The organism is Candidatus Beckwithbacteria bacterium, assembly GCA_026397255.1.
Classification (GTDB): domain Bacteria; phylum Patescibacteriota; class Microgenomatia; order UBA1400; family CG1-02-47-37; genus JAPLVF01.
The window spans coordinates 20523-34969 of record JAPLVF010000009.1; the positions used below are offsets into that span (position 1 = coordinate 20523).

The window sequence follows — 14447 nt, forward strand, 5'->3', positions numbered from 1 at the left end:
AATTATGTAAGGTACGGTACCTTACATTACAGCAATAGGGCGACAATTTGCAAACCAATCCCCAGGGCCCCGGTGACCGCTAAAATCCACCAATGGCTGCTTTGGCCGGTTGCCGGAACTTTAACCGGCGGACTGGCTTTAACTACTTCCGGACTAAGATAATTACCAAAGTCAAAATAATAAGTCTGAGTTTGATCCAAAACCTTTATCTGGGTCATGTTGGTCGTATTCACCCAACCATTAACCGCCGCTTCCTGAATTTCCACTTTCGTTCCCAGGCTGATACTCACTTCTCCGCCCCAACCGGTCTGGCTATCAGTGTAATAATCCTGCCACGGATCAGAGTTAATCCGGTATTGAAAGTGCCAGCTTAATCCCGTACTCGTTTCATTGTTATCCCAAGCACCATTTTGATTACTGTCTTTAAACTTTCTGATAATAAATCCGGCTGCTGGCGCATTTGGTGACGGACTCGGTGACGGACTTAGTGACGGGCTGGGGCTAACCGAAGGACTGGGATTGGGTGATGCACTGGGTGAAGGTGACGGCGAGGCTGACGGGCTGGGTGATGGTGAAGGCACTTGATTACTAACATAGGCTTTAAAAGTCACCTGATAACTTTTTTCCGTTCCCGGCTCTACCGTCCCCAAACTCACTCCATGAATGGTGATCCCGTCGGGAAGACTGCAACCAGAAGAACACCCCGGCCCCCATTTGAGCGTGTGCCCCGGAATATAGACCAATCTCTGACCGTTTGTACCGGAAACATTAACAATCACGTTATCAGAAACATCCTCGGCGCCGCTGCCGGACAATAAAGCCGTAGCCGTAATGTTAGTCGCGTCTGAATCGGGAAAAGATGCTCGGACACTGGTGTTATCAATGTTTGATTGGCCGGAATTATTAACTAAAACCCTAAACTCGATCACCTCGCCCGGGTCGGCGGGAATCGGATCTTCCCACCCGGTAGTTCTGTCAGTTCTGTTACCGCCGTCAAAAATATTACCGCTTTGCCAAGCTGAGCCGCCGCCGTTAGGAACACCGACAACCTGAAGCTCAATACTAATCTGATAACTCTGCGCTTCTCCGGGAGAAACATTGCCAAGACTGACTCCGCTGCTGACAACCTCGTCACCCACGCTGCATCCGGAGGGGCAAACCGGACCATATTTTTTCCCTGAACCGGTAATGAAATTAAGACTGCTGCCGCCGGGATTAAGATTGACAATATCACTTTGGGAACCGGAATTGTCCGCGCTGATTTCCACTAACGGCGCTACGCCATTTCCTAAATTGAATTTCACCCTGACGTTTTCGGCATCAACCGTTCCTTGATTCACTATTCTGACTCTCAATCTTAAAGTTTGATCAGCATTACCAGATACAGGATCAACATAATCAGCATTGCCAAGAGTGAGATTTTTCCCTGCCAGAATATCGCCTCCGGAAAGATTGGTATCGGCTGCCCTAATCTTGAAATTAATAATTCGTTGGATAAAAAAAGCAAAAAGGACAACAAAAAGACCGTATAAAATTTTAGATTGTAGATTTTTTATTCTCATATTTTTTTAGGGAATATCCGTCGCTGTTGGCTCCTTTGTCGGCAGTGGACCGGGAGTGGCAGTCGGAATTATATCCGGATTAGTCGGAGCGGGTGTTGGAGTTTCCGGAATAGTGGGAGTTGGAGTTCCCGTGTTAGTCGGAGTGGGTGTTGGAGTTGATATCTCCGGAGTGTTTTCCGGCGGCTGTTGCGGCTGGCCAGATGTAGGTGTAAATGTAGCTGCAGGAGCGCTAACGCCGCAAGGCAGCCAGCGATAGCCGCTGGCAGAAACAGCGGCAACTTCAGCCTGATCTTGGAATTGATTAAGTTCATCCGGCGTGTTCGATAAAGTATAAACCTCAACTCTTAAAGTCTTGCCGTCAGCAGAAACTACCGACACTACCAAAACAGAATCATCTGAGTCTAAATTAGTTTTACCTTCATTTTCCTGGCCGTCATTTAAAATTTCCTGATCCGGATTAAAAGACAGCCGGCGACTGGTTTCCGGTTGACTGCTTCTTTTGCTGGCAGCTTTTGTATAAGTCGAACAGGCAATCGCAAAACGGTCATTGACTGTTTTCCAGTCATTATCTCCATCATCCCCTGCTTCTACCCCCAAATCGCCATAAATAATCCGCCTAAAAGTTTGTTTTCTTAAAGCTTGAACCGAATCACTTTGCGGGTCTAAATCATTCAGTTTCAACCAATTATCAACCTGAGCTAAGACGGCGGCGTCAGCATTACGAGCTTCCGTCAACAACCAGGCTCGCTGATAGTGGTCGGCTGCATCTTGCCTGAAAAAATCACCTTGAGCAGACAAAGCTTCATTAAGAGTGCGCAAGACTGGAAAATCCTGACTGCTAAAACCTAACCCCTGCCCGCCATTATTCCAGTCAAAATTAAGGTTTCTGTCACTGAAATTCTTAACCGGTAAAAACAGCTGGGCAAACATCCGGTCAAATTTAACTATCGTTAGACCTTTTCCGGCCAAAACTTCTCTCTCTGCAAAATAGGCCTTAAAAGTTTCAGAGGCAGTAATTGATTCTCCTGTTCTTTCATCAACTAATTGATTAGTAAAGGCCAGGTAGTCCGTTAGGGTTCTTTCATCTAAAGGAAAAAGTGTCGCTGTTGGTGTTGGCGTGGGCGTAGGTGTTTCTGTCGGTATGAATGTTCTTGTGGGTATTTCTGTCGGTACCCCTGTTGGTGTTGGCGTGGGCGTAGCTGTGACTGCTTCCGCTGGTGTAGGTGTGAGTTTAGAACAACCAACCAATAAAGAGCTAATTAACAAAAAATCGACAAAAACCGTACCTTCTTTAGACATATATCATAATTTTCTTAAGTGGAAGGTGGTAGGCCTGCCCAACTTACCACCCTCCGCTTAAAAACTTGACAAAGAAACCGTCAAGTGTTATTTATTTGTCAGGTTGACTTAATCTGTCCAAGTCGCCTACTTAAAGGGCATTACTATTCGAGTACCCCACTGCGATAGTGATGCTCTTTTTTTGACTATAATTAACTGTATCAAAATTTCCACCCCTTGTCAAGCCTATAAGAAAACCTTACTAAAAATCACGATATCCCCTAATAAAAACTATTAAAAATTAACTGGTAAAAAATGAGCTTAATCCCCTAAAATTTAGCCACTGTGGATAAATCTTTAATTGTCTCCGGCGAAATCACCGTTGTGTACCCCAACTTTTTCGCCTCTTTAATTCTTTTTTCCGCCCAGCTGACTTTACGGACCTCCCCTAACAATCCCACTTCCCCAAACACGGCCGTTCTCACTGGCAAGGCTTTATTCTTAAAACTGGAGACAATCGCCAGGCAAATCCCCAAATCCGCCGCCGGCTCCTGCAAATTCAACCCCCCGGCCACATTCACATAAACATCATCCGTCCCTAAAGGTAAATGTAACCGCTTGGATAAAACCGCCACCAAAAGCTGCAGTCTTCTTTGGTCCACGCCTGTTCCCACCCGGCGCGGCACCGCCAACTGGCTGGGAATCACCAACGCCTGAATCTCCACCAGCATCGGCCTGGTCCCCTCCATCACCACCGTCACACAGCTACCGGCCACATTTTTTTGCCGCTCTTCCAAAAATACATCACTGGGATTCGGCACCTCGATTAAACCGCTGGCGGTCATCGTAAACACCCCGACTTCATCCACCGGTCCGAACCGGTTTTTTTGGCACCGCAAAATCCGAAACACATGGTTTCTGTCGCCTTCAAGATATAAAACCGTATCCACCAAATGCTCTAGTACCTTCGGCCCGGCAATCGTCCCTTCTTTGGTTACGTGGCCGACTAAAAACACCGGAATTCCGGTTTCTTTGGCTAAATTTAATAACCGGTAACTACACTCCCTGATCTGACCGACGCTCCCGGCCATACCGGTTAAATCTTCCGTCGCCATTGTCTGAATCGAATCCACAATCATTAATGCCGGCCGGCCGACTTGAGCCACTACTTCATCAACATTCGTCGTCGCCAAGAAATTTAAATTAAAGGACACTCCTTTACGCAGTGAAGGTGTGTCCTTATTGGATAATCTGTTTATCCGCAGTTTAATCTGTTCCGGCGATTCTTCCCCACAAACATACAATACAGAAGGCTTGCCCTGAGCGACGCGAAGGGCTAATTGAGTCAATAATGTACTCTTTCCTATTCCCGGCTCCCCGGCCAGCAACACCACGCTGCCGGCTACTAAGCCACCCCCCAGCACCCGGTCCAACTCCCCTCGCACTTTCCCGCCCATTTAGGAAACTCCGCCCCGCAATTTTGACACACAAAATGAGTTACGTTCTTCGCCATCAAGCGTAGTATATCACGCCTCTTTTACTCTCCCCCTACCGACTCCAAATATTCCTGCAGTTCTTTCTCGACTTTTTGCCAATCGCCTTTTTCTTCGCGGATGGCTTTAAACACCAACCGGAAATCAATCAGGATGGTGTCGTCGCGGACAATCATTTTTGTATCGCTCATATTTTGTATTATAGCTTATTTATAACCTACTGGTTTTGTCGTCAGAGCCAATGACAGGCTCATCCGTCTATGGAACGCATCCACACTCTCCACAAAACAATCAATCTTTTGACCAACTTTAAACTCTTTTTCCGACGGGATCTTGCTGATATGGATTAACCCGTCCACTCCCGCTTCCAGGCTGACAAACGCACCATAGGCCGCCAACCGGGTAATCTCGCCGGTGACCTTTGTGCCTTCACTGTACTTCTCCGCCATTTTCAGCCAGGGATCATCACCCAGCTGTTTCACTGACAAATTCAGTCTCGAGCTCTTGGCATCCACCCCGATCACTTTAACTTTTATCTTGTCTCCGGCCTTAAAGAAGTTGGCCGGATTATCCACCTTTTCCCAGGAAATCTCGCTGATGTGCACTAAACCTTCTAAAAATAATTTCTTGATATTCGCCCTCACAAACACTCCAAACGGCATAATGCCGGACACCATGCCTTCTAAAATATCGCCGACTTTTACCTCTTTTAATGCTTCGGCTTGGTGAGCCAAAGCCGCTTTTTCCGACACCGCTTTTTCACTAAAAATCAGCCGGTTTTTGGTCCGGTCAACCTCAATTACTTTAACGTTAAAGCTTTGATTTTGCAGTTCCGTCAGTTTGCCTAAAAATTCCCGGCCGAACTGTGAAGACGGCACAAAACCACGCACGCCTTTAGCTTTAACAATAATCCCACCTTTATTAACTTCCAAACCGAAAACATCCACCACTTCGCCTGTTTTTAAGGCTTGCTCAAACACTTCCCAGCGCTTATCCATAATCGCCTGCCTCAAAGACAGTAAAATCTGACCGCGCTCGCTTTCCGGACTGCCCACATAGGCCTGAACCTTATCGCCGACTTTCATGTTGGCTAGCATCTCCTTGGCCGCTTCATACTCTTTATCCGTCACCACGCCTTCGGTTTTAGCGCCAATATCGATGAGGATTACTTTCTTAGTAATATCGGTAATCACCCCTTCCACCAACTGGCCTTTTTTCAAACCTTTAAGGTTATATCCCGTTTGCTTGAGGAGCTCATCCATTGTCTGGGGCTCGCGCTTAGAAACAGTTTTCTTGGCTACCTTGCTTACTTTTGCTACTTTGGTTACTTTTACTACTTTTTTTACTTTTTTCTTCGCTGGCATTTCATAAATCTCGCTTTCTTTAGAGTGGTTTATTATATCACAAAAAATCTAAAGCTGAAGCAACTTTAAATGACTATTTAGGTTAAGATTAGGATCACTAGCCAATTGCCGATATCCTTTCACTCCCAGTATCCATATAAATGAATCTTCTTTTATCACATAAGGCCCCCGGCCAGTTCTTTCAATAACATCACCCTTTGTCATGCCAAAATCCAAATCTCCTCCGTAAACTATCATTAATGCTTCTATAAGTGAGGTATTTGTCGATGTTATTTTCAACCGATTATTGCCGCTCCCATTAACAGAGATGCAAGCTCGATTATCAAAAACCCCTGCCAAAAATTCAGGTATTTTTACCAAAGGCAAAAAATCATCAACCTTCACAATCCCCCTCCCATCTTCACTATTTGAACGCTCGGCAATTTCCACTCTTCTGCTAGTTGAACTTTCCCTCCATTCCTGAAAAGCTTTAATTTTCTCTTGCCAAGAAGGGGTAAATTCCTGCATGCGTTCTGCCAAACAAACGACTGATGCATTTTGGCTTAATATCCAATAATTATTTTTTTCACCCCTTTTCTTATTTTCCGTTCTAAAAACCCTGCCACCAAGTATTTTTTTAAAACCTCTAACTTATCCACATTATTATCTCCTACACTTACTCTTGGATAAGCATATTGATATTCACCAGATGGGTTTTTATCTATCTTAATTTCAAAATGTAACGAACCACCACTCTCAAAAAGACCACCCAACCATTGGGACGAGGCCGAAGAGATTAAAGCTTCTGATGCCTCTAAAACTTTTTGACGTTCTGACATAATTAATTATACTACAGGATGTAGCTGGGTACAATTTTTTCCACAAAAAATCCGGTCTTATTTAAAATTATGCCGGAATCACACTAAGAAGTTTTTTTGCTGACTCATTTGAATACTTGCCCAAAACACTCCTTAAATCATTAATCTCAACTTTACCGTTAGTTACTACCCCTTCAATCAGCTCATGTGGATCAATATCAAAATTGCCATCAATATCCAAAAAATTTAAAAATTTCGGTAAAAGCGTTTCAATCTTCCCAGAATCAAATTTTAACAACGAAATGAAAAGTAGATTACTATACTCTTGATAAATAACTTCATTCTCATGCCATCTTGTTAAAATGGTTTTAATTTCTTCATCGTATTCTTTAAAATCGACTTCACTGGCCGCTAAAGTAATCACTCTCCAAAAGGCATCATCTGAAAGAACGCCTTTGTCTGCTACTCGCATACATTCTAAAAAGGAGTTTTTGTCTTTAATTCCGACCGCAACATAAAGTAAATCTTTAAAAATTTCTTCGCCTTGATCACCTTGCTCTCTTAATTTGCTTGGTTCCCATTCAGAAATGGCCCCGGATAATGATGTCTTTATTTTTTCCTGGCCGGATTCTTGAGCCATCTCAAACATTTGAATAACATCTGTAAAATTCTGATCTCCTGTTGGTAACCGCCAAAAAGGAGACTTAGACGATTCCTCTCCCGTAAGAAGTAATAAATGTTTTAATTCCGTTACCGAAATTTTTTGTAAATGATCCTGGATATCAGCCTCAATTTACCTCATAGTAGGTCCGGATTATACCACAAAAAATCCGGCCTTGAGGTATTTTCATAATCAGTTGCCCGATTACTATCGTCCCCGCTGCTGCCTTTCACGACTCTGTTCGGGATGGGAAGAGGTGGTGCGACAACGCTCCAAAGACCGGAAAATGTATTATATCAAATTTTAAAGTGCTTCGTTAGCTCCTCGAAAAGTGAAGAGAACTGAACCGTTTCTCTATAGCCAAATTTTCTGGCAACGGTATATTTTCAATCGACCGATTAGTACAGCTAGGCTTAATCCTTTACAGGACTTCCACCGTCTGCCTATTACCTGGTAGTCTCCCAGGGGTCTATAGGGATTCCTTATCTTGTGATGGGCTTCCCGCTTAGATGCTTTCAGCGGTTATCCCGAATCAGTGTGGCTACCCTGCAATGCAGCTGATGCTACAACAGGCACACCAGTGACTGACCCATGCCGGTCCTCTCGTACTGGGCACAGCTTCACTCAAGAATCCAACGTTGACTGCGGATAGAGACCGACAATTTTGTTATTCCGGTTTTTTCACCGGAAATCTGAGTATTTCTATCAGATTCTCCGACTCGCATCGGAGTTCGGACTATATCTTTCCACGGTTATTTCACCGGGATCCTGCGTATAGTCTCTGAGGTGTCCTTAAATTTATTAAGGTTCCCTGCTGATTGTCCGCACTTTACAAATTTTCACTGATATAAATATCGAGTATTGAAAGATTCACGGAGTTTCCAGCATATAGCAGGATTTATAGACAGCAAGGTCTTATACTTTACTGTCTTGCGACGTTCTGAACCCAGCTCGCGTAGGGTTTTAATGGGCGAACAGACCAACCCTTGGAAGCTTCTTCACCTCCAGGATACCCTGAGCCGACATCGAGGTAGCGAACCGCACCGTCGCTGTGGACGCTTGGGTGCGACTACTCTGTTATCCCCGGGGTAGCTTTTATCCGTTAAGCCCGATACATCCCACGATGTATTCGAGGATCACTAAGGCCAGCTTTCGCTCCTGATCCACTTGTAAGTGTCACAGTCAAGCACCCTTATGCCTTTGCGCTTCCAGACTGATTTCTATCCAGTCTAAGGGTACCTTTGCGCGTTTGCGTTACCTTTTAGCAAACCACCTCCCCAGCGAAACTACCTCCCAGACACTGTCCCTAATTTCGTATTCAGAAATTCTAGGTTAGATTTATTTAAGTTAACGAGCGGTATTTCACTTGCCCCCGACTTGCGTCGGGGTCCCGCCTATCCTAAACAATCAAAATAAATAAATCCGTGCCAAGTCATAGTAAAGCTCCACGGGGTCTTCTTGTCCTGCAGTCAATAGGCCGCATCTTCACAGCCAATGCAATTTCGCCGGATGGGCGGTTAAGACAGTTTTCAAGTCGTTAGACCATTCATGCGCGTCGAAACTTACTCGACAAGGTACTTCGCTCAAAAAATGTTAACTCATGATCGCTCATGAGATCGGACTATATCTTCCCCACATAGTTTTAACGACGTGGGGTTCTGCGTATAGTCTCTGAGGATTCTAAAAATTTCGGCCGCTTTTGTTGGTTGATTTTTTCTGACATTTTGGCAATTCTTTCTATCCCTTTTAAATTTAAATGCAAACGCTTTTTCCTCATAAGTCTAATCACTTGGCTCCAAATCCTAAATGAATTTTTCTTATAAGTTTTAAGCTTATTTGCTTTAAAAAATGGAATAATTTTTTCTTCCAAATCTGCCAAATTTCTCACACAATATCGGTAAAGATTCTCTTTGTGGTTATCGTTTCTGCGATTCACAAAAATTCTTCCGCATTCAAAAAATCTCTTTACTAATTCTAGGCTTGATAAGCTTTTTTCGCCTTGAGTTATTACAAACTCCGGCATGACTTGCCAACCAAGTTTCGCTTTGTAATTTTTATTAATTGAAATGCAAAAACATCCTTCACCATCGGTAAATCCAACTATCCAGCCGACTATTTTTAGTCTTTCCTGCTGATTGTCCGCACTTGAAACTTTTTTACTTTTCACTATGTGTAGAATAACACATAATTAGTTGTAGTTCAAGATACTCGGAGTTTCCAGCATATAGCAGAATTTTACTAAGGCAGCTTATTTACCTACCTTAGAACAGTTCACTTTGTTACTAGGACGATTGATTACGTCTCCTTATATCGCTATAAGGGTCGGACTATATCATGTCCGATAATTATTACATCGGACGTCGACGTATAGTCTCTGAGGATATTGGAGTTTATTGTTTAAAAGACTCTAGTTGCTTTGGATGAATACCAAGCATTGCTGACATTGTCTCTTCTCTACTTACACCAAGTTTTGTAAATTCTTGTAATACTGTTTCTCCTATTTTTGCCCCCCCGGACCCATTATTGTTGGCCCAATCGTTTTCAATTTAGCTATCTCACTTTCTGTAAGAATTCTTGGTGTTGGTGTTTCTTCTCCCATATTATCTCCAATCTTTCCTGCTGATTGTCCGCAGGAGACGAATTTTTACTTTAATTATTTATTATATCATAAATAGCAAATAGATTAAAGTATCGCTCCATTCTAATCCTTTTTCAGGACGGTTTTTCCAGCATTTAGTCGACTTTTTTAACTACAATCTGTTTGTTTATAGTTACTGCTGCCGTTCACTGGGGCTTCGATTGAAGGCTATCCCGAACAAGTCGGGGTTACCCTCGCAATTAACCTTCCAGCACTGGGCAGGTTTCAGCCCGTATACCTAAGCTTTCGCTTTAGCACAGACCTGTGTTTTTGTTAAACAGTCGCTTGAAAATCTTTAGCTGAGCCCACGTTCATTAACTGAACGTGGAAGGGAATCTTGCGAACTTACTCCCAGCTGATTTGCCGAATTCCTTAACCACCGTTCTTCCGTCTGCCTTGGTCTACTCAACCGGTTCACCTGTGTCGGTTTGCGGTACGGACAATTACTAATCTGGTTGCGATGCTTTTTCCAAAGACTTAAACCATTCAAGTTGCCCGGCTTGCGCCAGACTCCCCGTCAAGACTCGCCGTCGCCCTGGTGGATTTTCCTGCCAGAACTGACTCATCTTTTAGACGTCAAATCAATAAGACGCTTAAACTTTCAAATCTTGTCCCACCCCAACTCATAACGATTAATAATCGGTACAGGAATATTAACCTGTAATCCATCGACTACGCCTGTAAACAGGCCTCGCCTTAGGACCGACTAACCCTACGTCGACAAACGTTGCGTAGGAAACCTTGAACATTCGGCATACTGATTTCTCATCAGTATCTCGCTACTTATGCCGGCATTCTCACTTGATACCGCTCCAACAAACCTTACAGTTTATCTTCACTGCTGTATCAACGCTCCCCTACCGTCCTGACTTACGTCAAGGCTCTTAGCTTCGGTAAATTACTTGATCCTCTTTAATCTTGGGCGCCGCCTTCCATCGACCAGTGAGCTGTTACGCTTTCTTTTAAGGATGGCTGCTTCTGAGCCGACCTCCTGGCTGTTTAAGGACTGCGACTTCCTTATAAACTAAGTAACTTTTAGAGACCTTAGCTGAAGATCTGGGCTGTTTCCCTCTTGTAACTGGAGCTTAGCCCCCAGCTACTGACTCCTCTTGTATAGCTAACGCAGCATTATGAGTTTGATTGATCGCGATGAGCTTGCGCTCGCCGTGACCATTCAGTGCTTTACCTCTGCGCGCCACAAAAGGGCTATACCAATATATATTTCGGGGAGAGCCAGCTATCTCCGGGCTCGTTTGGCATATAACCGCTAATCACAAGTCGTCTCATAGTTTTTCAACACTAACGAGTTCGGGCCTCCATCAAGATTTCTCTTAACTTCACCCTGCTCATGAATAGATCGCCCGGTTTCGGGTTCTCTGCCAGCTGCTAAACGCCCTGTTAAGGCTCGCTTTCACTACGCTTCCCCCAGCCAAGCTGGGTTAAACTTGCAACTAACAAAGACTCGCCGGCTCATTCTTCAATAGGCACGACATTATCCTGTACCGAAGCTTGCGCCTGGTACGGGACTCTGTCGGTTTGTTAGCAATCGGTTTCAGGTTCTCTTTCACCGGGTCATCGACCCTTCTTTTCACCTTTCCCTCACGGTACTTGTTCACTATTGATATGTACTAGTATTTAGCCTTGGAGCGTGGTCGCCCCAGCTTCCCACAGGAGTTTGCCGTCTCTCGTGGTACTCAGGAATCTTCTAGAGTAATTTTAAATTTTATTTACAAGGCTTTCACTTTCTCTGGCCAACGATTCCGCGTTGTTCAATTATTTAAAACTATCTCATATTGAAGTCCTACAACCTCCTACTTCGCTCCTTGCGGAGCTACGCGGGATTTGGGCTGTTTCGCTTTCACTCGTCGCTACTGACGAAATCTCGTTGATTTCTTTTCCTCCGGCTACTTAGATATTTCAGTTCGCCGGCTTACCTGCTCCGACTTGCGTCGGAGTTCCTCATATTTACATATGAAGGGGTTTCCCCATTCGGACACCGCCGGATCAAAGCTTTTTGACAGCTCCCCGACGCCTTTCGTGGCCTGACACGTCCTTCTTCGGCTAGTACATCCTAGGCATCCACCGAATGCTTTAATTCGAATAGACCATTGCCGTTCTTTTTTGGCTATAAAGATCGGTTTATCCCGACAGTTACGTCGGGATATTCGTTCTCTTCACTTGTCAAAGAGTCCCTTGCGGGAGCCATAAAAACTACTACGCTAACCAACTAATCACCCACGCCAAAACGAGTTGCTGTTTTGTATTGCATGTCTGTTAGTTAATCGCATTAAGTTTTTGGTTTCTCCCGTAAATTTTAAGACAAAAGATATGATATCACTTCAAAACTCAAGTGTCAACGCCGAGAATGCGCCAAATAAATAGTTCTCTCCCATTCCCCACGCTCATCCGCCAACACATCCACCCCTATTTGCACGCAATCTGTCATCGTATCCATCCTCCAGGTTAAAACATCAGTATAACAATTATCGCTAGGGCGCCTCTTATCTGGTTCATCTTGAGTAATTTCATTCACCGTTTTCCAGCCGTCAACCTCTCCCGTTAATTCATTTAGTAACAGCTGCACGCCCCTTTCAATATCCTGTTCACCGACCGCGCCTTTTAAATCCGATTGTTCTTTTATAGGAAACGTTAAAACATGACTCTTGTCTGTTAAACTCACCCTTGCCCCGCGCACTAAATCCAACCTCTTAATTTCTCCTGCTTTAACCCGTTCCAACTGCGAATGAAATATCTGCAAAACCAACTCTTTAGGCAACTGGACAACTGCTGGTTTTTGATCTGTTAATACCATAAATTTTAACTCAGGCTGATTTTTGCAGCCTCGGCCGCCTTCTCGGTTAAAAAAAGATCTGTCTCTAAATTCAATTTTCTAATAGCTACTTTCCCCGCCTCTGCCTCAAAGCCTACCAACGATTCAAACTCTTGTAACTTTATAGCACTACTGTCCTTCTCTGACTCAAGAAATTCATGGCGGGCAACTAAATATTTTGACAAAGGCACACCGATTAAAATTTGTCTGGCAATCATTACCCCAAGGTCGGCTGAAAATTTAATTTTATCAAAAATAATATCAAGGGGCCGTTTTCCCGGTTCTCGTACAAGGTATGCAATTGCGTCAGCCGCACGATATATTTGGTTTTTTTCGCCGCAAAACTCAATGTCCCATCCTTTTTGGAATCTTAATATAAGATACTCATCTACCGGAACCCACTCCGCCGCCACTTTTACAATAAACGGAATTTTTTCTTTTGGGGCAGGCGTTGATAAACCTTCAGGTAACGCCATAACTTATAATATACACCACAAGTCAATTTAATGTGCTCGCACCGAGGTTCGCGAGGTGGGCGCTTATGGACTCGAACCATAGACCCCAGTCTTATCAGGACTGTGCTCTACCAACTGAGCTAAGCGCCCGTAAAGATCTATTTTATCACCAAAGCCCTTGACAACAAAATCAATTAAAGCTATACTGTAATAAATTGTAATACAAAATATGAGAACAATAATTAATTTGTCTTTACCGTCAGAGCTCGCCTACGTCGTTGATTCGGCCGTTGATTCCGGCAACTACGCCAGCAAAAGTGAATTTTTCCGAACACTTTTGCGCAATTGGATGGAAGATCGACTCTTGTCCGGCTTAACCACCAGTCAAAAAGAAATAAAATCAGGCAGAGGCAAACTGTTAAAATCCCTAAAATCTCTCCGTTAAATGAAAATTTATTACTCGACAAAATTTGCCAAAGAGTATAAAAAATTACCTCTTAAAATCAAAATTTTGGCTGAGAAAAAAGAAAAGATTTTCCGGCAAAATCCGCTTGATCACCGCCTAAAAACCCATAAACTCACCGGCAAACTCCAGGAATTTTGGTCTTTTTCAATTAATTTTCAGTACCGGCTGATTTTTGAGTTTATTGATTCCCAAACCATTTGGTTTCACTCCATCGGCACCCATCAGATATACCGGTAAATAAGCTATTATAAATAACTTATTTCTCCGTTTTCGATTCTCGCTACCCCTTCCCACATCCGCCATTCATTATAATTCGGAATTTCCCAATCAGATGTAAACACATAAACCTCTTCACCCATAATCTCATGCCTTACTCCAGTTACACCGTCCTCTTGTGATAACAATCTTTCAGTATCTTGAATTTCTGTTTTACATGGTTTTTCTTCTGAAGCTATCCCTGTTCCACAATGTTTATTAAAAGGGCATTTATCCGCACAATTCAAAGGCACCGTAAAAAGTTTTTCTGTCATACTTTAATCGGTATTTTACCACCAAAAACCCCTCCGTAGCTTTAGCGGAGGGGGGTTGTCAAACTCAAGGACTGGTAGAAAGACACCGACTGTTTTTAGAGAGGACAGTCTCCTCAGAGGCGAAATTGATCGCTCCTTAGAAAGGAGGTGATCCATCCGCTCCTTCCAGAACGGATACCTTGTTACGACTTAACGCTGATTATCGACCTCACCTTAGTCCCTAGTAAACTAGGTCCTTCGGGCGCTGCCGACTTTCCTCATTTGACGGGCGGTGTGTACAAGAAACGGGAACGTATTCACCGTGGTCTGCTGACCCACGATTACTACCAAGTCCAACTTCATGCGGGCGAGTTGCAGCCCACAATCTGAACTG

12 protein-coding genes, 1 tRNA gene, 3 rRNA genes and 1 pseudogene are annotated in these 14447 nt (G+C 43.8%); 2 read left to right on the forward strand and 15 right to left on the reverse strand.

Annotation, left to right across the window (positions count from 1 at the left end; genetic code table 11):
- Nucleotides 1-26 precede the first annotated feature (26 nt).
- From NTZ93_01780 to NTZ93_01840, 13 genes and pseudogenes are all read right to left on the reverse strand, one after another.
- Nucleotides 27-1562, reverse strand: a complete 1536-nt coding sequence (locus tag NTZ93_01780) for a hypothetical protein (GenBank protein ID MCX6816574.1) — start codon at nt 1560-1562, stop codon at nt 27-29.
- A gap of 6 nt (nt 1563-1568) precedes the next feature.
- Nucleotides 1569-2861 carry a hypothetical protein gene (locus NTZ93_01785; GenBank protein MCX6816575.1) on the reverse strand — a complete coding sequence of 431 codons (1293 nt, stop codon included), beginning with the start codon at nt 2859-2861 and terminating at the stop codon, nt 1569-1571.
- 308 nt (nt 2862-3169) lie between these two features.
- A pseudogene (gene radA, locus NTZ93_01790) lies at nt 3170-4353 on the reverse strand (DNA repair protein RadA).
- Nucleotides 4354-4377: 24 nt separating this feature from the next.
- Complete coding sequence (locus NTZ93_01795) at nt 4378-4524, reverse strand: hypothetical protein (GenBank protein MCX6816576.1); 147 nt, start codon at nt 4522-4524, stop codon at nt 4378-4380.
- 15 nt (nt 4525-4539) lie between these two features.
- Entirely contained in the window at nt 4540-5697 is a 1158-nt protein-coding gene (locus NTZ93_01800; GenBank protein MCX6816577.1) for a S1 RNA-binding domain-containing protein, read from the reverse strand.
- Between the two features lie 48 nt (nt 5698-5745).
- Nucleotides 5746-6216, reverse strand: coding sequence for a hypothetical protein (locus NTZ93_01805; protein ID MCX6816578.1), 471 nt, complete (start codon nt 6214-6216; stop codon nt 5746-5748).
- A gap of 23 nt (nt 6217-6239) precedes the next feature.
- Nucleotides 6240-6515 (reverse strand): hypothetical protein, encoded by a 276-nt coding sequence (locus tag NTZ93_01810; protein MCX6816579.1) that lies wholly within the window; start codon nt 6513-6515, stop codon nt 6240-6242.
- A 67-nt stretch (nt 6516-6582) separates the two neighbouring features.
- On the reverse strand, nt 6583-7134 hold the full coding sequence (locus NTZ93_01815) for a hypothetical protein (GenBank protein ID MCX6816580.1): 552 nt from the start codon (nt 7132-7134) through the stop codon (nt 6583-6585).
- Nucleotides 7135-7322: 188 nt separating this feature from the next.
- Nucleotides 7323-7439, reverse strand: a 5S ribosomal RNA gene (rrf, locus tag NTZ93_01820).
- A 91-nt stretch (nt 7440-7530) separates the two neighbouring features.
- Nucleotides 7531-11900, reverse strand: a 23S ribosomal RNA gene (locus NTZ93_01825).
- A gap of 246 nt (nt 11901-12146) precedes the next feature.
- The gene (locus NTZ93_01830) at nt 12147-12605 is read right to left on the reverse strand and encodes a hypothetical protein (protein MCX6816581.1); all 459 of its coding nucleotides are present in this window, start codon (nt 12603-12605) and stop codon (nt 12147-12149) included.
- 5 nt (nt 12606-12610) lie between these two features.
- Nucleotides 12611-13099, reverse strand: coding sequence for a hypothetical protein (locus NTZ93_01835; GenBank protein MCX6816582.1), 489 nt, complete (start codon nt 13097-13099; stop codon nt 12611-12613).
- A 56-nt stretch (nt 13100-13155) separates the two neighbouring features.
- A tRNA-Ile gene (locus NTZ93_01840) sits at nt 13156-13228 on the reverse strand.
- 79 nt (nt 13229-13307) lie between these two features.
- On the opposite strand from NTZ93_01840, the gene NTZ93_01845 reads away from it, so the two are divergent.
- Both NTZ93_01845 and NTZ93_01850 read left to right on the forward strand, forming a co-directional pair.
- Nucleotides 13308-13523 carry a ribbon-helix-helix domain-containing protein gene (locus NTZ93_01845; protein ID MCX6816583.1) on the forward strand — a complete coding sequence of 72 codons (216 nt, stop codon included), beginning with the start codon at nt 13308-13310 and terminating at the stop codon, nt 13521-13523.
- Nucleotides 13524-13781 carry a type II toxin-antitoxin system mRNA interferase toxin, RelE/StbE family gene (locus NTZ93_01850; GenBank protein MCX6816584.1) on the forward strand — a complete coding sequence of 86 codons (258 nt, stop codon included), beginning with the start codon at nt 13524-13526 and terminating at the stop codon, nt 13779-13781. It abuts the gene before it with no gap.
- An 8-nt stretch (nt 13782-13789) separates the two neighbouring features.
- Here NTZ93_01850 and NTZ93_01855 read toward each other — a convergent pair whose 3' ends face one another.
- Nucleotides 13790-14074 (reverse strand): hypothetical protein, encoded by a 285-nt coding sequence (locus NTZ93_01855; protein MCX6816585.1) that lies wholly within the window; start codon nt 14072-14074, stop codon nt 13790-13792.
- 140 nt (nt 14075-14214) lie between these two features.
- Nucleotides 14215-14447: ribosomal RNA gene (locus NTZ93_01860) — 16S ribosomal RNA — on the reverse strand; the annotation flags it as partial.